17 protein-coding genes and 4 pseudogenes are annotated in these 21,443 nt (G+C 58.9%); 20 read left to right on the top strand and 1 reads right to left on the bottom strand.

Translation table 11 applies throughout. From position 1 onward, the window contains the following. Positions 1–504 precede the first annotated feature (504 nt). Both LPJ38_RS37300 and LPJ38_RS37295 read left to right on the top strand, forming a co-directional pair. Positions 505–1,568: pseudogene (locus LPJ38_RS37300) on the top strand (IS630-like element ISRj1 family transposase). Between the two features lie 75 nt (positions 1,569–1,643). Beyond that, a protein-coding gene (locus tag LPJ38_RS37295; protein WP_110115998.1) for an IS5 family transposase occupies positions 1,644–2,404 on the top strand; the annotation gives its coding sequence in 2 pieces (ribosomal slippage) (positions 1,644–1,983 and positions 1,983–2,404; 762 coding nt in all). A 122-nt stretch (positions 2,405–2,526) separates the two neighbouring features. On the opposite strand, the gene dctA is transcribed toward LPJ38_RS37295, so the two are convergent. Next, on the bottom strand, positions 2,527–3,843 hold the full coding sequence (gene dctA, locus LPJ38_RS37290) for a C4-dicarboxylate transporter DctA (protein WP_011084529.1): 1,317 nt from the start codon (positions 3,841–3,843) through the stop codon (positions 2,527–2,529). A gap of 1,107 nt (positions 3,844–4,950) precedes the next feature. Here dctA and LPJ38_RS37285 point away from each other — a divergent pair. The 18 genes and pseudogenes from LPJ38_RS37285 to ald all read left to right on the top strand — a co-directional run bounded on the left by LPJ38_RS37285 (position 4,951) and on the right by ald (position 21,359). Further along, a complete protein-coding gene (locus LPJ38_RS37285; RefSeq protein ID WP_011084530.1) occupies positions 4,951–5,562 on the top strand; it encodes a molybdate ABC transporter permease subunit in 612 nt (203 codons plus the stop codon). Between the two features lie 645 nt (positions 5,563–6,207). Continuing rightward, entirely contained in the window at positions 6,208–7,299 is a 1,092-nt protein-coding gene (locus LPJ38_RS37280) for a hydrogenase small subunit (RefSeq protein ID WP_011084531.1), read from the top strand. Positions 7,300–7,312: 13 nt separating this feature from the next. Then, positions 7,313–9,103 (top strand): nickel-dependent hydrogenase large subunit, encoded by a 1,791-nt coding sequence (locus LPJ38_RS37275; RefSeq protein WP_011084532.1) that lies wholly within the window; start codon positions 7,313–7,315, stop codon positions 9,101–9,103. Next, positions 9,066–9,800: a Ni/Fe-hydrogenase, b-type cytochrome subunit gene (gene cybH / locus LPJ38_RS37270; RefSeq protein ID WP_011084533.1), complete on the top strand. Its 735-nt coding sequence runs from the start codon at positions 9,066–9,068 to the stop codon at positions 9,798–9,800. Before LPJ38_RS37275 ends, cybH begins: the two co-directional genes overlap by 38 nt. A gap of 34 nt (positions 9,801–9,834) precedes the next feature. Continuing rightward, a pseudogene (locus LPJ38_RS37265) lies at positions 9,835–10,433 on the top strand (HyaD/HybD family hydrogenase maturation endopeptidase). Positions 10,434–10,435: 2 nt separating this feature from the next. Next, positions 10,436–10,726: a HypC/HybG/HupF family hydrogenase formation chaperone gene (locus tag LPJ38_RS37260; protein ID WP_011084536.1), complete on the top strand. Its 291-nt coding sequence runs from the start codon at positions 10,436–10,438 to the stop codon at positions 10,724–10,726. A 572-nt stretch (positions 10,727–11,298) separates the two neighbouring features. Further along, a pseudogene (locus LPJ38_RS38420) lies at positions 11,299–12,155 on the top strand (hydrogenase expression/formation protein). Positions 12,156–12,246: 91 nt separating this feature from the next. Continuing rightward, positions 12,247–13,023, top strand: coding sequence for a hypothetical protein (locus LPJ38_RS37250; RefSeq protein WP_225005516.1), 777 nt, complete (start codon positions 12,247–12,249; stop codon positions 13,021–13,023). Then, positions 12,992–13,339 (top strand): nickel-dependent hydrogenase large subunit, encoded by a 348-nt coding sequence (locus tag LPJ38_RS37245; protein WP_231088540.1) that lies wholly within the window; start codon positions 12,992–12,994, stop codon positions 13,337–13,339. The genes LPJ38_RS37250 and LPJ38_RS37245 overlap by 32 nt, the downstream gene beginning before the upstream one ends. After that, positions 13,332–13,673: a hydrogenase maturation nickel metallochaperone HypA gene (hypA, locus tag LPJ38_RS37240; protein ID WP_011084541.1), complete on the top strand. Its 342-nt coding sequence runs from the start codon at positions 13,332–13,334 to the stop codon at positions 13,671–13,673. Before LPJ38_RS37245 ends, hypA begins: the two co-directional genes overlap by 8 nt. Before the next feature lie 209 nt (positions 13,674–13,882). Further along, positions 13,883–14,185, top strand: coding sequence for a P-loop NTPase family protein (locus LPJ38_RS37235; protein ID WP_014497976.1), 303 nt, complete (start codon positions 13,883–13,885; stop codon positions 14,183–14,185). Then, on the top strand, positions 14,131–14,484 hold the full coding sequence (gene hypB, locus LPJ38_RS37230; RefSeq protein WP_011084543.1) for a hydrogenase nickel incorporation protein HypB: 354 nt from the start codon (positions 14,131–14,133) through the stop codon (positions 14,482–14,484). Before LPJ38_RS37235 ends, hypB begins: the two co-directional genes overlap by 55 nt. Before the next feature lie 37 nt (positions 14,485–14,521). Further along, a protein-coding gene (locus LPJ38_RS37225; protein WP_231088539.1) for an IS3-like element ISRj2 family transposase occupies positions 14,522–15,651 on the top strand; the annotation gives its coding sequence in 2 pieces (ribosomal slippage) (positions 14,522–14,774 and positions 14,774–15,651; 1,131 coding nt in all). Positions 15,652–16,009: 358 nt separating this feature from the next. Next, positions 16,010–17,428, top strand: a pseudogene (locus tag LPJ38_RS37215) (Kae1-like domain-containing protein); the annotation flags it as partial. A gap of 18 nt (positions 17,429–17,446) precedes the next feature. Then, positions 17,447–17,680, top strand: coding sequence for a HypC/HybG/HupF family hydrogenase formation chaperone (locus tag LPJ38_RS38460; RefSeq protein ID WP_080588819.1), 234 nt, complete (start codon positions 17,447–17,449; stop codon positions 17,678–17,680). Next, the gene (gene hypD, locus LPJ38_RS37210; protein WP_028154318.1) at positions 17,677–18,819 is read left to right on the top strand and encodes a hydrogenase formation protein HypD; all 1,143 of its coding nucleotides are present in this window, start codon (positions 17,677–17,679) and stop codon (positions 18,817–18,819) included. Before LPJ38_RS38460 ends, hypD begins: the two co-directional genes overlap by 4 nt. Beyond that, positions 18,816–19,862, top strand: a complete 1,047-nt coding sequence (gene hypE / locus LPJ38_RS37205; protein ID WP_095424338.1) for a hydrogenase expression/formation protein HypE — start codon at positions 18,816–18,818, stop codon at positions 19,860–19,862. Before hypD ends, hypE begins: the two co-directional genes overlap by 4 nt. Before the next feature lie 384 nt (positions 19,863–20,246). Next, positions 20,247–21,359 carry an alanine dehydrogenase gene (gene ald / locus LPJ38_RS37200; RefSeq protein ID WP_011084547.1) on the top strand — a complete coding sequence of 371 codons (1,113 nt, stop codon included), beginning with the start codon at positions 20,247–20,249 and terminating at the stop codon, positions 21,357–21,359. The last annotated feature ends 84 nt before the right edge of the window (positions 21,360–21,443 follow it).

Here is a 21,443-nt window from a genome sequence, read left to right as displayed (position 1 = left end):
GCCGCTCCCGCGAAGAAAGCGCAAGTTCGCCTGCCGACACAGAAGCCGGAGTCGCGCGAGTCCTACGCGCGATGATGATTCGTTCCAATCTTATCGCGCTTTAGCTGCGAAAAACTGGTTCCGCTGGAAGCGAGCGGCGTCGCAGAACGCAGGGCAGCCTCGTATGACTCGCCACGGCTTTGTCGAGTGCCATTCACGCTGATCACACCCACCATGCTCTCTGCTAACGCAGCGCGCATCGTAACGAGAACGACAAGCTGCGTCCGCAGGATCCCTACGTCGTCCTTAATCGCGTGAGGCAAGTGGAGCGACGCGCATATGGATCTTCGTAGGCGGACCAATACCTAGTCCGTCAGTCCCGTCATCGGCTTGGCAAAAATGTTGCACAAGCGTTCAGATGGCCGGTAGCCCTTGAGTGCGAAAGCGAAACCCTGAAAAAGCTCCTGCCTCTTTTCTCGCTAGTACCCACTTTTCTTGGAAAGTGAGTCGTGATTCAAGGTCGGGATGATACCCGAAGCAAGAGAAGTCCACCTTTCGAGGAAAGATCGCAAGGTGCTTGAGGCGTGCTGTCGCTCACCGGTGACGTTGCAGCGCGATTTGAAGCGGGCGCGGATAGTTCTGTTGGCGGCGGATGGGCGCTCACCCGGTCGATCGCCAAGGAAGTTGGGGTCCAGCCGCGGATTGTCAGCCTTTGGCGGCATCGCTATGCCGACCATGGCCTTGAAGGGCTGCAAGACAAGCCGCGGCCTGGCAAGCAGCCGATCTATACGAAGACGACCGACAAGCGGATTCTGAAGCTGCTGGATAAGCCGCCACCGCAAGGGTTTGCGCGCTGGACCGGCCCCCTGCTGGCCGAGGCGCTGGGCGATGTCGATGTCCAATATGTCTGGCGGTTCCTGCGCAGCCACAAGATTGACCTGGTGGCTCGCAAGTCCTGGTGCGAGAGCAACGACCCGAACTTTACGGCCAAAGCCGCCGATGTTGTCGGCCTCTATGTCGCGCCGCCGGCGAAGGCCATTGTGCTGTGCGTGGACGAGAAGCCCTCGATCCAGGCTTTGGAGCGAGCGCAGGGTTATCTGAAGTTGCCCAATGGCCGCGCCTTAACCGGCCAAAGCCACGATTACAAGCGGCATGGCACCACAACATTGTTTGCGGCGCTCGAAGTCGCCACCGGAAAGATCATCGCGACCCATTCAAAACGCCGGCGCCGCGTCGAGTTTCTCGATTTCATGAACAGCGTCACCGCGACTTTTCCGAACCGCAAGCTTCACGTCATCCTCGACAACCTCAACACCCATAAAAAGAACGAGGACTGGCTCAAGGCCCACCCCAACGTGCAATTTCATTTCACGCCGACAAGTGCGTCATGGCTCAATCAGGTCGAAGTATGGTTTTCCATCTTGCAGGGGCAGTCGCTCAGCGGCACCTCCTTCACGAGCCTCAAGCAGCTTCAGGAACACATCGATGCCTACGTCAACGCATACAACGACAGAGCCGAGCCCTTCGTCTGGACCAAGAAAAAGGTCCGTCAACGCCGTTTCAAAGGCCGCCGTATCACTCAGCTCTGATTCCGGGGACTAGGGTCTGTACCTAAATAGCGCCACGTGATTCTCTTGCCTACGTGTTGATTCGGGGGCGAGAGAATGCGCGCTGGTTTGTTTTGGCTGAACGACAGGCAATGGGCGCGTATCGAACCGCATCTGCCGAGGGGACTGACGGGGCCGGATCGGGACGACGACCGACGCATCGTCAGCGGCATCATTCACATGCTGCAATCGGGTGCACGATGGCGTGATTGTCCACGTGAATACGGCCCTTACACGACGATCTACAATCGCTTCAATCGCTGGGCCAAGCGAGGACGATGGTGCGCAATCTTCGAAGCGCTGGCCAAGCCTGGCGAAGACGGCGTCGTACTGTCGCTCGACTCGACCTCGATTAAAGCTCACCGGTGTGCCTCCGGCGGAAAAGGGGGGAGCACAATCAAGCAATCGGCCGCTCGCGCGGAGGCCGCACGACAAAAATCCATGCGCTGAGCGATCCGCTCTGCCGGCCGGTCGTCCTGCATCTGACTCCAGGCCAGGATGCCGATATCGCTGCGGCTCCCGATGTCCTGGCGCTCGCGCCACCCATGAGCGTGCTCCTCGCCGACAAAGGGTATGATGGCGACAAGCTTCGCGGCGAAATCATTCGTCGTGGCGCCAAGCCCGTAATCCCCAATAAATCTAACCGTGTCGTCATCCATCGCTTCAACAAACGCGCCTACAAAGGACGAAATGTCATCGAACGCTGCTTTTGCAGGCTCAAGGACTTCCGGCGCATCGCCACGCGATATGACAAGCTCGCCCGTAATTTTTTGGCCGCTGTTCATCTCGCCGCTCTCGTCGCATATTGGCTCAATTGAGTCTGGACCCTAGCCTCTCAGGGGCAGCTGCCCTGGCTGCGGCGCGGAATAATGCTGTGCGCCGGAGAGCGCAGGGGGAGTATTCGTGTCCGAATGGCGGCGGTTCAGATCCGGGACCTACCTCATGTGCTTGTAGTGTCGATAGTAGTGGAAGCGGTGGACTTGTTGAGCCGAGTCTGCAGCGTCACGTGATCGAGCTCGCTTTCCCACCAGGATACGAACACAGCCGCGATGCCATTGCCGATGATGTTGGTGAGGGCGCGCACCTCGCTCATGAACTTGTCGATAGAAAACACGATTGCCATGCCCGGCACCAGAGCTGGGTTTACTACCGATAATGTCGCAGCGAGCGTGATAAAGCCTGCGCCGGTGACGCCGCTTGCTCCCTTCGAAGTTAGCATTGCTACTAGCAGGATCGTGAGCTGCTGGCCAAAGCTGAGATCGACACCGAGTGCCTGGGCAATGAACAATGTTGCAAGTGTCATATAGATATTGGTGCCGTCAAGGTTGAAGGAGTAGCCAGTCGGCACCACCAGCCCGACCACCGGCTTGGAGCAGCCCAGCCGCTCGAGCTTCTCCATCAATTGAGGGAGCGCGCTTTCGGAGGATGAAGTACCGAGCACGATCAGAAGCTCGTCTTTAATATAGATAAGGAACTTGAAGATTGAAAAGCCGACGAGGCGGGCGATCAGACCAAGCACGACTACTACGAATAGGGCAGCAGTCACGTAAAACAGCGCGATCAGACCGATCAGATTGCCGAGTGCTGCGGGCCCGAACTTGCCGACTGTGAAAGCCATGGCGCCGAAGGCGCCGATCGGGGCCGCTTTCATTACAATAGCTATTACCCCGAACACCGCGTGCGCGACGTCGTCAATCATGCCGCGCAGACGCTCGCCACGCTTTCCCAACGCCATCAGCGAGAAGCCAAAAAGGATCGCGAACAGGAGAACCTGCAGAACATCGCCGCGAGCGAAGGCGCCGACCACGCTATCGGGAATGATGTTGAGAATAAAGTCGACGGTTTTCGAGGCTTCCGCCTGCTTGACGTAATTGGCGACCGCCGCAGCATCCGGTTTGACCGCAAGGCCATGGCCAATCCGGACCAGATTGCCCATGGCAAGGCCCAACAGCAAGGCAAAGCTGGAGACGATCTCGAAATAGAACAGCGCCTTGACGCCGACGCACCCGACTTTCTTGGCATCTTGAATATGCGCAATGCCAGACGTGACGGTGCAGAAAATAATGGGCGCGATCACCATCTTGATGAGCTTGATGAACCCATCACCGAGCGCCTTGACCCAGTCGTTTGTGGCGACAGACGGCCATAGGCAGCCAACCATGGCGCCAATTAGGATTGCGATCAGCACCTGGACGTAGAGTATCTTATACCAAGCTTGCGACGCGCGCACAGGCGCCGCGGTTGCCATGGTGGTCATGACGCTTCCTTCCCGAATATACTCGAATGTGTGCCGCGGCTCGGTGAGAGGCGACAGTGTCATACGAGACTAATCATTATAGCCTTGCGCGATTGAAGACGCGTCCGAGAGCCGGCGCGTCTTTCCAAAGGCAGGCGTTTAGTTGCGTTGTCCTTTCTCGCTAAGCAAGATATGCACCAAATCCCAAACTGCGGCGGACTAAAAAGTCGCGGACAATGGCCTCCCTTCGGTGGCATCGGCTTGAGTGCTCTTAGCCGTGTTCGCAAGGTCGAACATTAGGCTGCAGCGTAGCGCGCATTAGCGGAATGCTGGAGTGTTGAGATCGTGCAGCAGTACGTGCAGTTGGTAAAATTGCTATTTTGGATTGAACGAATTTACCGAATGGAAGTCTGGCTAGGAGCTGCGTTGCCCGGGTAGGACCTCTGATGGATGACTGCGTTTTTCCGCAAGCGGCCAATCTCGTCGATGACGCGGCGTTTGTCTCCACGCCTGTGCTGACGATGTGCAAGCTAAGCCGGTCAGGGGAGCGGCCGTCGCTCGCGGCCCCTCGCGCCTTTGCCGCGTCGCCGAACCAGCCTTACGACGAGTTTTCAGCTACTTCGTTTGCGTAGCTGCCGACCGGCAGGCTTCTTGCGATCGGTTCAGCTACCGGCCCTGCGAGCACGGGATTTGAGCCGCCGACAAACCAAACAGGCATTTCTCGAGTCGAGTCTGCCGTTTTCGTTGGGCGGCTGTTGCTGTCCGCTTGGAAACAAAGATGCCAGAAACCTGACAAAGCGTTAGGTCCACTCCACGGTGACGTCGGCGTCTACGCAAAGTGCTTTCACATAAGCATAGCGCCGCCGCTGTTCGCACGTGGCACTCGAATTGCTGATGACAAATGAGAAGCTGCCGCCGTCGGGTGGGACGAAGCGGACTTGTCACAGGAGTTGCCGATGAGCCTTGCGATGCTGCTCTTGCTCGCAGAAACGGTGCGCGTAAATTTGGGGGACAGAGCGAGCTGCCGCACGAACAAATGGCTATTCGCACCACATCGCTGGGCAGCCCGACGTGCAGGCAATCACTATCGCGATACGGCGACCTGCGCTCGTTGGCGGGCTGACGCACATGGATTTTGATTCGTCAGAGATCTCGCAATCCATTGCGCTCACGATAGAGCTCGCTAGCGTGACGACCGTGATCCTCCTCGTGATTGGTGTGCCCCTCGCCTGGTGGCTGGCGCGTTCAAAGACTTTTCTGAGCGAGGCTGTCGCTGCGCTAATTGCCCTTCCGCTGGTACTACCCCCAGCGGCTCTCGGCTTTTGCGTACTCGTTCTGCTCGGCCCCGACGGACCCGGCGGCGTTCTCGCCTCTTTCTGGGGCGAGCGCACGCTCGCTCTTACCTTCGTCGGGATCGTGGTCGGATCGGTGCTCTCGGCGCTGCCATTGGTCGTGCAGCCGATACGTAACGCCTTTCTTGCGGTTGGCGATCACCCGTTGGAAATGACAGGGCGTGTTTCGCCATTGTATGGCTTCGTTGCTATCATCGCACCGCTGGCGCGACTGGAGCTCGTTAAAGCGGCCGTGCTTGGATTTTCTCACACGATAGGCACATTCGGCGTCGTGATGATGATCGGCGGAAATATTCCTGGACGCACCAAGGTGTTGTCGGCCTATGTCGTGGACTACGTCCAAGAGCCGCGCTGGCACGAGGAAGTGTGGTTGCCGCTGGTATGGTGATGTTCGCATTTGCGACAATCTTCACCTTAGCCATCATCGACAGACATTGTACCGGGCGAGGCAACGAATCATCTTAGGTTTGCCAGGGCGATCGCTCTAAACGTCCAGCCTGTCGCCGCGCACAGCCCCGTAGGCGACGAGCCCCTTGGAACCAGGGGCAGATCGGATCAAATCAGACCTAAAGTCAAGCCAACGTGCGCACCACATTCTCAGTCCCTTGCGGGCTCTGTTCCTTGCTCGGCAACCGCGTTGGTACGTGCTGCCTGCATTAGGTTCGATTATGAGCGCTTTAACGCACCGTTGGTCAGCGATCGGCAAGTCTGATTGAGGCCGGGCAATGTGGTGCCCGTCGACTGAACCAATTCTATTCAACAATCGGCATCATGAGTGCCGCCTGCAGGAGCGTAGTTCCCTTCAGCGGTGAACGATCGGCTTGATTTGTTAAAGTGCTCACATCGACGTCGAAAACTGGACACCAATAGCGTAGCAGATCAATGGCCTAGCTTCTGGGACGCTGGCCGGATTCGACAAGCCGAAAATCTTAAAGCGGTGGCTTGTTATCTTTCAGGTGTTTCGCTCTGCTGGCTTGTTTCTTGCCGAACATCACCAATCGTAACGCTGGCGACAACTCGCTTGGAAGGTTTCATGGGTGATGCAACGGAAACCTTCTACGGCGTGATCAGACGACAGGGTATCACGCGTCGCAGTTTCCTTAAATTCTGCAGTTTCACGGCCGCGAGCTTGGGGCTTGGTGCAAGCAGTATTGCGCACGCCCTGGAAACCAAACCGCGAGTGCCCGTCATCTGGCTGCACGGGCTTGAGTGTACCTGCTGCTCGGAAAGCTTTATCCGCTCGGCTCATCCCTTGATCAAGGACGCGCTGCTGTCGATGATTTCGCTCGACTATGACCATATGATCATGGCGGCGGCAGGACACCAGGCTGAGGCCATCCTGGAGGAAACCCGTGCCAGGTACAAAGGCGGATATGTGCTTGCCGTTGAAGGTAACCCGCCCTTGAACGAGGGTGGCATGTTCTGCATTGACGGCGGCAAGCCGTTCGTTGAAAAGCTCACGTCGATGGCGGAAGAGTCCATGGCGATCGTCGCTTGGGGCACGTGTGCGTCCTGGGGATGCGTGCAGGCGGCCAAGCCAAATCCGACTCGCGCGGTGCCGATCGATAAGTTAATCACCAACAGGCCCTTCATCAAGGTGCCCGGGGGCCCGCCGATCGCAGAGGTCATGAGCGGCCTCGTGACTTTCATTACCACGTTCGGAAAGCTTCCAAAGCTTGATCACCAAGGGCGTCCAAGTATGTTTTATTCCGAGCGCATTCACGATAAGTGCTACCGGCGGTCCCATTTCGACGCTGGTCAATTCGTCGAAGAGTGGGACGACACCAACGCACGCAAGGGCTATTGCTTGTACAAGTTGGGCTGCAAGGGACCAACCACCTACAATGCCTGTTCGGCCCTTCGGTGGAACGGCGGCGTTTCATTTCCCATTCAATCCGGCCACGGCTGTCTCGGCTGCTCCGAAGATGGCTTCTGGGATAAAGGGTCATTTTACGACCGACTCACGACCATCAAGCAGTTCGGCATCGAGCAGAACGCCGACGAGATCGGCATGGCCGCTGCCGGCGTGGTGGGGCTAGCGGTCGCTGCCCACGCGGCGGTCACCGCCGCGAAGCGGTTGAGGCACCGGCCGGATCGCCCTGCCCACAAAGGCAAGCCGAGTTGAGGAGGTAACGACGGTGGCCGTCCAGACGCCGAATGGGTTCAATCTCGATCGTTCCGGCAAGCGAATCGTTATCGATCCGCTGACTCGCATCGAAGGCCACCTGCGCATCGAAGCTAATCTCGATTCCGACAATGTGATCCGCAATGCAGTCTCAAGCGGGACGATTTGGCGTGGCATCGAAGTCATCCTGCGTGGGCGCGATCCGCGCGACGCATGGGCGTTCACCGAGCGGATTTGCGGGGTCTGCACCGGTACCCATGCGCTCACCTCCGTGCGCGCGGTTGAAAATGCACTAGGAATTACGATTCCGGAGAATGCAAATTCGATCCGCAACATCATGCAGCTGTGCCTGCTCGTGCATGATCACCTCGTACATTTCTATCACCTCCATTCGTTGGATTGGGTCGACGTGGTCTCCGCCCTCAAGGACGATCCCAAGTCGACCTCTACACTGGCGCAATCTATCTCGCCCTGGCCGCTGTCATCCCCTGGCTATTTCAAGGATCTACAGATCCGGCTCGGCAAATTCTTCGGATCAGGGCAACTCGGTCCGTTCAAGAATGGCTATTGGGGGCATCCGGCCTACAAACTGCCACCGGAAGCGAACCTGATAGCGGTAGCTCATTATCTTGAAGCACTCGACTTCCAGAAGGAGATCGTCAAAACCCAAGCGATTTATGGCGGCAAGAACCCGCATCCAAATTGGCTGGTGGGCGGCGTGCCGTGCGCGATCAACATCGACGGAATCGGAGCGGTGGGCGCAATCGGCATGGAGCGACTGAACATTATATCCTCCATCATCGACCGTTCGATCGAGTTTGTCGAGCAGGTCTATCTGCCCGACATTGCCGCGATCTTTTCGTACTATAAGGACTGGCTCCACGGCGGCGGTCTTTCGAGCAAAAGCGTGATGTCCTATGGCGATATCCCCGAAAAGGCCAATGACTGTTCCGGCGAGAGTTTCAAGCTGCCGCGCGGGGTCATTCTTGATGGCAATCTCAAGGAGATATTGCCGATCGACCATGGTGATCCCGAACAGATCCAGGAATTCGTCGCGCATTCATGGTATAAATACCCCGGCCATTGCTGCGGACTGCTTCCCTGGGATGGTATCACCGAGCCGAGTTTTGAACTTGGGCCAAAACTCAAAGGCAGCAAGACAGATATTAAAGAACTCGACGAAGGCGGCAAATATTCCTGGATCAAAGCGCCGCGATGGCGCGGCCGCGCCGTGGAGGTTGGGCCGTTGGCCCGATACATTATCGGTTATGCGCAAGGCAAAGCCGAGTTCAAGGAGCCCGCCGAGAGACTGCTCAAGGGGCTCAATCTTCCCGTGACTGCGCTGTTCTCGACCCTTGGCCGTACTGCGGCGCGGGCGCTCGAATGCCAATGGGCGGCGCATCAGATGCGCCATTTCCAGGATAAGCTGGTAATCAACATCAAGGCGGGCAACACGGCAACTGCCGATATCAGCAGGTGGAGGCCGGAAACCTGGCGCAAGGAAGCCAAAGGCTACGGGTTCACTGAGGCGCCTCGCGGTGCGCTCGGGCACTGGATTACGATCAAGGACGCTAAGATTGACAACTATCAATGTGTCGTGCCGACGACATGGAACGGATCTCCTCGCGATTCAAGCGGCAATATTGGCGCTTTTGAAGCTTCGCTGATCGGCACTCCGATGGCCGATCCGCAGCGCCCGTTGGAGATTTTGCGCACCATCCACTCCTTTGATCCGTGCTTGGCTTGCTCGACGCACGTGATGAGTCATGAGGGTCAAGAAATGGCCTCAATTAGAGTTCGTTAGGCCCATGCGGAACAGGGCTCAGAAGTTTCTTGCCGCCGCCGATGCGGCACTGGCTGGTCGCAGCATCCGTGGGGGCACCGCCCACATTTATGCGCTGGTGCGACTCTGGCATTGGGCTAATGCAGCCGCGATTCTGGTACTGAGTTTAACAGGCTATCTTATTGGAACCGGGACACCGGCGATATGGGGAATGGCAAGCGGCGGTTTTCTATTCGGCTATATCCGCTTTGCTCATTTCTCGGCGGGATATGTACTCAGCGCCGGCTTTCTTCTGCGTATCTACTGGGCCTTGATGGGAAACGCGCACGCCATGCAGATCTTTTGCGTGCCGCTTTGGCGCCGGTGCTTTTGGCGGGAGTTGCACCACGAGATTCGCCGGTATTCGTTCCTTGCGGTTGAGCCTGAAAGGGGCCTCGGGCACAACCGCCTTGCTCAGCTAGCAATGTTCTTCATGTTTACGCAGACGATCACGTTCATGGTCGTCACCGGCTTTGCACTTTACGGGCAAGGTGCCGGTACTGACAGCTGGCAGTACAAGGTGTTCGGCTGGGTGTTTTCACTCTGGCCGAACAGCCAGGACTTTCACACCTGGCATCATCTCGGCCTGTGGGTGATCGTGATGTTCGCGCTGGTCCACATCTACGCGGTGCTCTGGGACGACGTCGTGTCGCGCCGCAGCTTCCCTTCTATCAAGTAGGTGAGCATTGGTTTGGCGATTGACTGGGAAGCGGATGCTCAATTCAACAGAGAAAAAGCGGATTTTGGTGCTCGGCATTGGCAATATTCTGTGGGCCGATGAGGGATTCGGTGTGCGTGCGGTCGAGGAGTTTCATCGTAGCTACGCGGTCGATGATACGTCACCGTTTTCGATGGCGGCACCCAGGGGCTCTACCTCGTTAGTTTTCTTGAGGGGGCCGACTGCCTGATCGTGTTCGACGCCATCGACTATGGATTGCTGCCCGGGCAGTTGGAGCTTGTACGAGATGACGAAGTGCCAAAATTCACGGGGGCCAAGAAGGTGAGCCTGCATCAGATGGGCTTCCAGGAGGTCTTGAGCGCGGCCGATTTGCTTGGCCGCCGCCCGCGAGAGCTCGCTCTTATCGGCTGCCAGCCGATGGATCTGGAGAATTGGGGCGGTCCGCTGACCGCGCCGGTGCGCTTTCAGATTCCCCCCGCGATTAGACTGGCCTGTAAGCTCCTAGAGCAGTGGGACTCGCCGGCAAAACCGCGGAGTGCGCCGCTGCCTGCATCAGAACGGCTGTTGGCGAACAATATTGACCATGCGAATTATGAAATGAAAGGCAGAGCCGATCTAGCGGCCTGCGGCTGATTATGTGCCTTGGCTTGCCAATGACGATTGTCGAGACCGACGGTGTCACCGCGTTATGCGAGTATGGCAATGAGCAGCGGCGCATCTCCGTCGTGCTGCTCGCTGATGTACGGGCCGGCGCCAAGGTGCTCGTTCATATCGACAGCGCAGTGCGGCTCCTGGACGAAAACGAAGCAAGGCTGATCTGCAAAGCACTTGACGGGCTTGAGGCCAGCCTCAACGGTCAGAGCTGCGATCGCTTCTTTGCGGACTTGATCGGTCACGAGCCGCAATTGCCGGAGCACCTACGCTAGCGCTTCCGCTCCCTTGCACCGGCTGGGGTTCATAGACCGGATTCCAGTCGCAGGACCATCGGCTTGGACAACGTCAGGCGCTACGCCGTTGGGTCGAACGCGACTCGCGCACCTAGAGATGATTGGCATGCGCCTTGCTAACCGCCATGCTGGCAGAACCGATCATGATCAGAGAGGAGTGTGATGAAGTTGCAGCCGGCTCAGCATGCTCTGACACGGCCCGCTCCGTCCGACGACGTGGAGGGCGTTAGCGCCGATGCGCGCCTGGTCGCGCACGTTCCCAGGAAGGCGACCTTGATGCCGCTGCCGGCGGCTGATCCCCTACATATTCTGCGGATCAGTGAAGCACCCTCGCGCGGCCCTGGTGGCACACTGACCGGCCGGCCCGGCCAGCGTAGACTGTCGACGCCGCGCCTATCCCCGAGGAACAATATACTCTGCCTGATCGGCAAGAGACCGGATCGTTTGCTCACGATCAACCGCATCTCCTCACCGATCCTTTGGGCACTCGCCGGCAGCACCGACGCCGGCAAGTGCAATACCCCTCGACACAGACAATGGAACATCGCATCGTGAAAGCAGCGATCCCCGTTGTATCTGGCGGCGCCGGCCGCGCGGCGAGCGGCTTTACCACAGGTTCTGGAACTCTCGATGTATTCTATCGCGGCGCGACAAGTGCGCTTGTCAATCGCGTTTGGCGGGTTTGCGACGAACGTGCAAGGAAGTATCCGAACGCTGCCCTGCTAATGTCAAATGTCGCTGCTGCTGTTGGGGGTCAGAGAAGCGGTGATCCGACACAATTGTACGGACTCGCAAATTTCAGCGATGCCGAGCGCAAGCTGATTGACGAATTGCTCGGGGAAGGCGAGGTGACCGGGTGGTTGCGTTGCCGGACGGCAGTTTGGCACAAATCCGGGAGTCCGTGCATGCCGGAATCTGGCGCGTGCGCATCGGAACCGAACCGGCGCACGAATATGTCGAGGTTGGAGCGATTCCGCAGATTGTCCGGCGTGCCGCAACTGACCTGACATCAACCGAACTTCTGATTGACACGCCGCCGGATGGCGCGATGAACGTTCAACCGGTGCTGGCCGAAATACGCGAGCGGGCCAGCGTCTGGCAATTTTGCATGAATGCGCATGTCATCAATCTGACGTTACTGCCAATGAGCGTTGTCGACTTGACATTCCTGCAGCAAAGCTTGGGCAACGGACCCGTCCAACTCATGTTGCGGGGCTACGGTGCCTGCAGAGTGCAGGCGACCGGGACTAGGAATGTTTGGTCCGTGCAGTTCTTCAATTCTACGGACAACATCATCCTTGATACGGTGGAGGTCGGGGGCGTGCCGATTGTTGCGTTGGCTGCCGACGAGGATTTCCAGGACTCTGCCGGACGCGTGCAGGAAATTCTCGAGGCGTACTTCACATGATGCGCTCGGGCACTCGACATCAGTTGCGATCCCACAGACGGCGCCTTCGGATGGATCATAGCTTGCGCGGGGGGAGGGGGCAGCATTGCGCATGAACCTCACTGCAAGCAACAAAATCCATGTCCGCGTATTGCTAGCTGCCGACGTAGTCGCCTCGGTCGAGATCCAGCCGCGAGTCCGGCCGCCGCTGGGTCGGATATTCGCCGGAAAGCAGGCCTCGTCACTGCTCAACGCAGTGCCGCGGCTCTTCGCGTTATGTGCCGCTGCGCAGCAAACCGCACTGTTGACCGCGATCGAAACGGCGCGCGACGAAGTGATCACCCTCGCAAAAAAAACAGCATCGTATTGCGCTGATCGTTACCGAGCGCATCATGGATTTGGCACGGGGCCTATTTGCCGGACATCTCACGCTAGAGGTCGCCAGTGCGGCAGCAATCCGCTCCCTGATGTCGGAATTGTCAGCGCTTGTTCGCTCCGCCCAGCGAGCCTCGTGCCCCCCCCTCAACGGGAAGCAACAGCGCGGATCGCGGCGGCGCTGGCCGCGCTGGGCGTACCGAATGAGGGACGCGCGCTCAGGTCCGGCAGCCCACTGTCGCTTCGCGTCGCGGCGCTTCATGAGGCCGGCTTGAAGTCGGCTCCGGCAGCATACTCGTTCCTGTCCGCTGCTGACGACTTCAACATCGCGAAGCGATTGCTCGGGGATGATTCGACGTTTTGCGATTGTCCGGATCTGGAAGGACATGTGCCCGAGACGGGTCCTTGGGCGCGCCAAATGACCCGGGATCGGTTCTTGCTGAGACCCTTCGGTGCGGCCGAGCGGCTGATGGCCAGAATAGTTGAAATCGTCCGGGCTATGTGCCTGGCTTGAGGCCGGCGCTCAGCCGGATACCGCAGAGCATGGGATTATCGAAAGATATAAGCTTGGGCCCGGTCGTGCCGCGGTCGAATGCGCCAGGGGACGTCTCTACCACGCTGTTGAGCTTGACGCTCACGGCCGGATATCTCGCTTCGAATTCCTGGCGCCGACGGAGTGGAATTTCCATAAGCGCGGACCGCTTGTACGGAACCTGCAGGGCGCCGTGCTGACAGCTCCGCGGCGCTGTGATGCAGTCCACGCGGTGATTGCGTCGCTGGATCCGTGCGTCGGGTTCACTCTCAATTTTCGTGAATTTCACGATGCATGAAATGGCCATTTGCATGGGGATCATTCAGATCGTCGAGGAGAAGGTACGGGAGCGATCCTCTTCGCGGGTGCGGAGCGTCTGTTTGGAATTGGGAACGCTGAGTCATGCCGCGCCTGAAGCGATCAGGTTCTGCTTTGCTGTCGCTGCAATGCGGACCGTTGCCGAAGGCGCCGCGCTTAATATCGTTGAACTACCGGGCGTTGCCTGGTGCATGAGCTGTTCGAAGAGCGTTGAAATTGCACGCCGGGGTGATTGCTGTCCTTGCTGCGGCAGTTATCAGTTGCAGGTAACCGCGGGCGAACAGATGCGCGTGAAAGCGCTGGAGATCGATTGATGTGTACCGTTTGCGGCTGCACGGAAGGTACACCGACGACCAAACACTCGAGGACAAATGATGCGAAGAGCCACGAGCGATACAATGACCATGTGCGGGACTCTTGCGATGGCCATTCTCCTCTTCGCCGGCCGGCCCACCATCAGGCACATGGCATACAGCCGCTTCCGAGCGGCGGCGCCGGCTCGGCTGATTCAAGGGTCGGGGGCATGAGCGGAAAGCAGGTCATCGAGATCGAGCGCGATATCCTGGGCAAGAATAATGGGATTGCGGCGGTCAACCGGGCCCTCTTCCTTGCCGATGACGTTCTCGTGTTTAATCTTTTATCCAGTCCCGGTGCAGGTAAAACGACGCTGCTGGTCCGTGCCGCGTCCGAGCTCAAGCGCAGCCGCCCGGTCGGTGTCATCGAAGCGACCAGCAGACCTCGAACGACGCTGAACGTATTCAGGCTGTCGGCGTGCCAGCCGTTCAAATCAATACCGGCAAGAATTGTCATCTCGATGCTGCAATGATCGGCGGAGCTTATCGCCGCTTGCCCCTGCTTTCAGGCGGCATTCTCTTCATCGAGAACGTCGGTAATCTGATCTGTCCCGCTGCCTTCGATCTTGGCGAGGCCTGCAAGATCGTGGTTTTCTCGATTACGGAAGGTGAAGACAAGCCCCTCAAATGTCCTGATATGTTTGCTGCTTCATCCCTCGTGGTGATCAACAAGATCGATCTGGCGCCGCTGCTTGAATTCGATTTGGAAAAGACCATCGAGAGAGCTGGCCTCGCAAATTCGGACAGTAGCTTGAGTGGATTTTCTGCCTGACAGCGGCGAGGATTCTTGCTGCGAATCAGGAGCGAAGATGACGAAGAAGAGCCGCCGGACGCATTATCCGGCATTCAAGGCGAAGGTTGCTTTGGCTGCGGTCAAAGGAGACAAGACACTGGCGGAGCTGGCGCAACTGTTTGATGTTCATCCGAACCAGATCACGATCTGGAAAAACCAGCTCCTGGAAGGCGCCGCCGGCGTGTTTGGGCATGACAAGACATCGGCCGAGACGCCGGTCGATTTGAAGGCGTTACATGCCAAGATCGGCGAGCTGGCGTTGGAAAGCGATTTTTTGTCCGGCGCGCTCACCAAGGCGGGCCTGCTGAGCGCAAAGCGATGATCGACCGCGGTCATGATCTTTCTATCGTGCGCCAGGCGAAGGTCCTGAAGCTGGCTCGCAGCACGGTCTACTATGAACCTCGGCCAGTTTCGGCCGAGGACCTTGCCTTGATGCGTCGGCTCGATGAGCTGCATCTCGATTATCCCTTCGCGGGAGCGCGTATGCTGCGATCGTTGCTGCGGCGGGAGGGGGTATACGCCGGTCGCCGCCACATCGCGACGCTGATGAAGCGCATGGGGATCGAGGCGGTCTATCGTCGCCCGAACACGAGCAAGCCGGCTCCGGGTCACAAGATCTACCCGTACCTGTTGCGCGGATTGAAGATCGAGCGGCCCGACCATGCGTGGGCAATGGACATCACCTACATTCCGATGCGGCGTGGCTTCGTCTATCTCGCGGCGGTCGTCGATGTGTTCAGCCGACGGGTCCTGGCCCATCGCGTCTCGATCACAATGGAGGCGGCCTTCTGCGTCCAAGCGGTCCAGGAGGCGTTGGCGAAGCACGGCAGACCCGAGATTTTCAACACGGATCAGGGCAGCCAGTTCACCAGCCTCGAGTTCACCGATGTGCTGCTGGACGCGAAGATCGCCATCAGCATGGACGGCAAGGGCGCCTGGCGCGACAACGTGTTTGTCGAGCGGCTCTGGCGCACGGTCAAATACGAAGAAGTTTATCTCCGCGCCTACGACAGCGTGTCCGAGGCGCGAGCGTCAATTGCCAAGTATCTGGCCTTCTACAATCAGGGACGCCCTCACTCGAGCCTTGACGGGCGCACGCCCGACGAGGCTTACTTCGGCACGCAAGCTATGGTGATGGCCGCATGACCGTCGCCGACGATTTTGTCGTCGCTCTGGTCGGGCTACGCCCTCCCGACGCAACGACAAAATCGTAAAGCCCCGCGTTCAGCATAACCCGGCAGGAATCCACTTAAATCCAGCGCGGCGCTGTCCAAACAACCGGGGCCAGCTCTGAGTATGCCAGACGGGTCAACCCAAAGATTGACGTGCTTGTCGTTTCGGCTCGTACTGGCGAGGGCTTTGGCGCGCTCTACGCCTGGATCAACAGGCAGGCGCGCCGTCAGAGGCGCGCCTTAGAGGACGCAAGGCGATGAGCGCCGCAGCCACCTGCGATCGAAAGCGACTGCGCGTGCGCGTGAGTGGAGCAGTGCAAGGGGTTGGCTTTCGTCCCTACGTCTATGGACTAGCCATGCGGTACGGATTGGCGGGATTTGTCATCAATGGTCCCGAGGGCGTTCTCATCGAGGTCGAGGGGCACCGTACGTCTGAGTTTATTGCCGCGTTGCCGCAGCGTGGAGAGGCTGGCCCGGTCATCGTTGTCACCAGTGCAAATCTCTACGGCGAACCCCTGCTGATCGATAACGTGGAGGCGTTGAGACAGCTCAAGGGGGTCGCCGACCTGGTCGTGACCCATGATCGCGATATCTTGGCGTGCGCTGATGATTCCGTGGTTTCGGTGGCCGCTGGCCGGGACCAATTCATCCGTCGTGCTCGCGGCTATGTTCCCGAGCCAATTCGGCTTGCAAGGTCTGTCCCGCCCGTGCTCGCCGTCGGCGGGATACTGAAGTCGACCGTCACCATCACGCGGGACGACCAAGCGTTCGTCTCTCAGCATATTGGCGATCTAAATACGGCCGAAAGCATCCGTGCGTTCGAGAAGACGATCCGGCACCTCACATCGAGCCTCGGCGTGGAGCCTGTCGCCGTCGCCCATGATTTGCATCCCGATATGGCTTCTACCCGGTTTGCGGAAGCAAATGCTCGCGCGATAGTCGCGGTTCAGCATCACCATGCACACGCTGCCGCAGTAATCGCTGAGCACGGCCATGCGGGACCTGCGCTTGCCCTGGTGCTCGATGGCCATGGCTTTGGCTCCGACGGCGGTAACTGGGGTGGCGAATTATTGTTGTGCGAAGAGACGTCGTCCCAGCGCATCGGGCACTTAGCGCCCCTGCAGATACCGGGTGGAGATCGTGCAGCCCGCGAGCCGTGGCGCATGGCCAGCGCAGTATTACACGGGCTCGGCCGGGGTAACGAAATCGGGCAGCGCTTTGCCGCGCAGCGGCAAGCCGGCTGTCTGTCGGACTTGCTCGATCAGCCGGGCGGGACCACCACGACCAGTGCGGGACGGTTGTTCGACGCGGCAGCGGCGCTGCTAGGTATTGCGAATCTGCAGAGCTATGACGGCGAAGCAGCGTTGAAGCTCGAAGCGCTGGTGCGGGGTACTACGATTCTGGAAGCCGGCTGGACGATCGAGGGCGGCGTGCTGTCCCTTGGTCCGCTATTTTCACGTTTGATTGCTGATGACATTGACGCTGCCGGAGGAGCCGGGCTGTTTCATGGCACGTTAGCCGCTGCCTGCGTTGACTGGGTCACACGCTCTGCGCGGACAACCGGCATCAATACCGTGGTTCTGAGCGGCGGCTGCTTCCTGAACGCGGTGCTGGCGGACAAAATCCCGCGGGGGTGCAGCGATGCCGGTCTTACCCCCCTGGTACCGCGACGGCTGCCGCCCAATGACGGCGGTTTGAGCCTCGGCCAGGCCTGGATTGCGGCTCTAAAGATTGCTCAACAGCCGCCCGCCGGGCAGGAGCTGCCTGATATGTGTCTTTCGGTTCCGGCAAAGATCGCGAAAATTCTTCCCAACGAAATGGCCCTCGTGTTCATCGATGGCGTCAACCTGGAGATATCGATTGCCCTCCTCGACGAGCTCGACGTCGGCGATTTCGTCCTGGTCCATGTCGGCTATGCGCTCGCTAAGATCGATCCAGCGGAAGCCAAGCGCACGCTAGAGCTCCTGCAGGAGCTAGGCGCTGCGAAGGAATGCCGATCGTGAAATATTCCAGCGAATTTCGCGACAAGACTATCGCGCAGGGACTTGCGCGAGCAATTGACGCTGAGGTCAGTTCACAACGAGCCTACCGGTTCGTGGAATTTTGCGGTGGACACACTCATGCAATCTCCCGCTACGGTCTTGAGGATCTGCTGCCCGCGAACGTTCGGATGATCCACGGGCCCGGTTGTCCCGTCTGCGTTCTGCCGGCGAGCCGTATCGACATGGCGATCCGGCTCGCCGAGCGGCCAGAGGTCATTCTGTGCGTCTACGGCGACCTGATGCGCGCGCCTGGGTCGCAAGGGCAGTCCCTGTTGCTTGCCAAAGCGCTGGGTGCCCACATTCGGATGGTCTACTCGACCCTCGACGCTATCCGGCTCGCCGAACAGACGCCGGGCCGCGAAGTGGTCTTCTTTGCCATCGGATTTGAGACCACGACGCCCCCGACGGCGGTCATGATCAGGATTGCCGAGCACAAGCGGCTCGAGGGCCTTAGCGTGTTCTGCAATCACGTTCTTACGCCCTCTGCGATGCACCGCATTCTCGAGAACCCGAAGATCCGCAACACGGGCGGGGTCCCCATTGACGGCTTCATCGGGCCTGCACATGTCAGCACCATTGTCGGTACGCAGCCTTACGAGCCCATGGCGGAACAATTCGAGAAGCCGATCGTGGTCGCCGGATTTGAACCCCTCGACGTGCTGCAGGCTGTCCTGATGCTGGTGCGGCAAGTGAACCAAAACCGCCACGAGGTGGAAAACCAATACAGCCGTGCAGTGACACGCGAAGGCAACCGGCGCGCCAAGGAGGAGGTCTCGCAGGTCTTCGAGCTGCGTGAGCAGTTTGAATGGCGCGGGCTTGGACTGGTACCCAACAGCGGACTGAAGCTGAAGCAATCATATGCAAAATTCGACGCCGAGACGCGCTTTGCGATCCATGACCTGCGTGTCGCAGACAATCCGGCCTGCGAATGCTGCGCGATCCTGCGTGGCGCCAAACGGCCGATCGATTGCAAGTTGTTTGGCAATATCTGCACGCCGGAAACGCCCATAGGAGCCTGCATGGTGTCATCAGAAGGAGCTTGTGCGGCGTATTGGACCTATCGCCGAGTTCGCGATGAGCAGGCGAGGCAGACGTCATGAGCGTGAAAGCCTATCAACGCAAGCTCGATGTGGAGAACGGACGCGTTGAACTTTCCCACGGGGCCGGAGGCCGTGCCATGGCACAGCTAATCTCCGGCCTCTTTCATCAGGCCTTCGGTAATGAATGGCTCGCCGGCTCCAATGATCAGTCGGCGTTCGATGTTACCGCAGGCAGGATGGTGATGACGACTGATGGCTATGTGATTTCGCCACTGTTCTTTCCTGGCGGCAACATCGGGTCATTGGCTGTGCACGGCACGATTAATGACATCGCGATGTCCGGTGCGCGTCCTCTCTATTTGTCGGCCAGCTTTATCATCGAGGAGGGTTTCCGGTTTTCGGATATCAAGACGATCGCGGAGTCGATGGGCGCGGCGGCATGTGCCGCCGGCGTCTATATCATTGCCGGGGATACCAAGGTGGTCGAGCGTGGCAAGGCGGACGGTCTGTTCATCTCTATGACCGGGATCGGGCTGGTGGCCGATGGGCTCGATCTTTCCGCTGACAAGGCAAAGGTCGGGGACCGTGTGCTGCTGTCCGGTAGCCTCGGTGATCATGGGGTGGCGATCATGTCAAAGCGTCAGAACGTTGCATTTCAAACCGAAATCGTCTCCGACTCAGCAGCGTTGCATAGTCTCGCTGCGGCCATGGTTGCCGCTGGCGGTGGCGGCATCCGGGTAATGCGCGACCCTACGCGCGGCGGGCTCGCTGCGGCTCTCAATGAGATCGCGCTTCAATCAGAGCTCGGCTTCCATCTGCAGGAATCGATGATTCCGGTGAAGCCTGCGGTTGCGGCTACCTGCGAACTGCTTGGACTCGAACCGATCCATGTTGCCAACGAAGGCAAGCTCGTCGCGATCGTGGCGCCGGATTCTGCCGATGCCGTTCTCGCAGCCATGAAGGCGCACCCCCTCGGGTCCAATGCGGCCGATATCGGTGAGGCGGTGGCTGACGATCACAAATTTGTGCAGATGACGACCGATTTCGGCGGCCGGCGAATCGTCGACTGGCTGTGGGGGGAACAATTGCCTCGGATCTGTTGAACAGGCTGCGCAACGTCCATTTCTTGGCCGCCATTTACTGACAACGCCATTAGCCCTCAGCTCAACAAGCGTTTCGCTTGATAGGCAATCCTACCTAATTGGCAAATTGCTGTCTTTGCTGCTTGAGGAGTTCGGCGAGGCTGGATTTCGGTTGTTGGCTTTTCTGCGGGCCGCGACTGCAATTCGGAACGATTCACCGGCATCGCGCAGTTTTCGACGGCTAAGTTCAGCGAACAGGATCACACGATCTACCCAGCACCCCTGGGTTTGAAATCCTGCGAAGCCTCGCAAATATCGCTGAATTCCTGCGCCATTTTGCCCGGCTGCGTCGCGATATCGCTGCGCGCTTCCGATAAGAAGGCGCGTCAGGCAGGGAGTATTCAAATGAAGGTCGGAGTTCCAAAGGAAATCAAGGCGCACGAATATCGCGTGGGCCTTACCCCAGGAGCTGCCCGTGAATACGTGGCAGCGGGCCACCGCGTGATGATCGAGACCAATGCCGGCGCTGGCATTGGTGCAACCGATGGCGATTATCGCAATGCCGGCGCAACGATCTTAACTTCGGCAGCTGAGGTATTCGCATCGAGCGAGATGATCGTAAAGGTCAAGGAGCCTCAGCCGGCCGAATGGTCCCAGCTGCGTGAGGATCAAATCCTGTTCACCTATTTGCACTTGGCCCCGGACCCGGAACAGGCTGCCGGCCTCTTGAAATCTGGATGCATTGCAATCGCCTATGAGACCGTAACTGATGCTCATGGTGGTCTTCCACTGCTGGCGCCGATGAGCGAGGTCGCGGGCAGGCTTTCGATCGAAGCGGCGGGTAGCGCTCTAAAGCGGAGTACAGGGGGGCGAGGGCTGCTGATCGGTGGGGTGCCCGGGGTTCAGCCTGCCCGAATCGTGGTGATTGGAGGTGGGGTCGTCGGTACGCACGCCGCGCGCATGGCGGCTGGTCTGGGCGCAGAGGTGACCATCATCGATCGTTCGATCATCCGGCTCCGTGAGCTGGACGAGCTATTCGAAGGACGGGTTCGCACTAGGTTTTCGACCATCGAATCCGTGGAGGAAGAGGTATTTGCGGCGGACGTGGTGATTGGTGCGGTGCTCGTCCCAGGGGCAAGCGCTCCGAAGCTGGTCCGCCGGAGCATGCTGAGCTCAATGCGCAAGAGAGCCGTACTCGTGGACGTCGCTATCGATCAGGGCGGCTGCTTTGAGACATCGCGCCCAACCACTCACGCTGATCCAACATACGAAGTAGATGGCATCATTCATTATTGTGTGGCCAATATGCCGGGTGCCGTGCCGCTAACCTCGAGCCAGGCACTGAATAACGCGACCCTGCCGTTTGGTTTGGCTCTGGCCAACAAGGGTTTTTCCGCCGTACTCGAGAATCCACATCTGCGCGCAGGCCTCAACGTCCATCGGGGCCGGCTAACATACAAGGCGGTGGCCGAGAGCCTCGGGCTGCCCTTCTCCCCGATCGAACAGGCTGCGGCCTGATCCCAGAGGCCCTCATGGGCGTTTCCTCCCTGACTAAGGCCACCCTTCGGGGTGGCTCTTTTTTTCGGCTATTAATCAACTGAC

The organism is Bradyrhizobium daqingense (genome assembly GCF_021044685.1).
GTDB lineage: Bacteria > Pseudomonadota > Alphaproteobacteria > Rhizobiales > Xanthobacteraceae > Bradyrhizobium > Bradyrhizobium daqingense.
Note: the sequence above shows the minus strand (reverse complement) of the source record. Positions and strands in the feature narration are given on the sequence as shown.

Coding starts and splice junctions, on each gene's coding strand:
- ald (WP_011084547.1), top strand. CDS start 20,247: ATGAAGGTCGGAGTTCCAAAGGAAATCAAGGCGCACGAATATCGCGTG.
- cybH (WP_011084533.1), top strand. CDS start 9,066: ATGAGGGTCAAGAAATGGCCTCAATTAGAGTTCGTTAGGCCCATGCGG.
- hypA (WP_011084541.1), top strand. CDS start 13,332: ATGCATGAAATGGCCATTTGCATGGGGATCATTCAGATCGTCGAGGAG.
- hypE (WP_095424338.1), top strand. CDS start 18,816: ATGAGCGTGAAAGCCTATCAACGCAAGCTCGATGTGGAGAACGGACGC.
- LPJ38_RS38460 (WP_080588819.1), top strand. CDS start 17,447: ATGTGTCTTTCGGTTCCGGCAAAGATCGCGAAAATTCTTCCCAACGAA.
- LPJ38_RS37280 (WP_011084531.1), top strand. CDS start 6,208: ATGGGTGATGCAACGGAAACCTTCTACGGCGTGATCAGACGACAGGGT.
- LPJ38_RS37285 (WP_011084530.1), top strand. CDS start 4,951: ATGGATTTTGATTCGTCAGAGATCTCGCAATCCATTGCGCTCACGATA.
- LPJ38_RS37235 (WP_014497976.1), top strand. CDS start 13,883: ATGAGCGGAAAGCAGGTCATCGAGATCGAGCGCGATATCCTGGGCAAG.
- LPJ38_RS37250 (WP_225005516.1), top strand. CDS start 12,247: ATGAACCTCACTGCAAGCAACAAAATCCATGTCCGCGTATTGCTAGCT.
- LPJ38_RS37260 (WP_011084536.1), top strand. CDS start 10,436: ATGTGCCTTGGCTTGCCAATGACGATTGTCGAGACCGACGGTGTCACC.
- dctA (WP_011084529.1), bottom strand. CDS start 3,843: ATGACCACCATGGCAACCGCGGCGCCTGTGCGCGCGTCGCAAGCTTGG.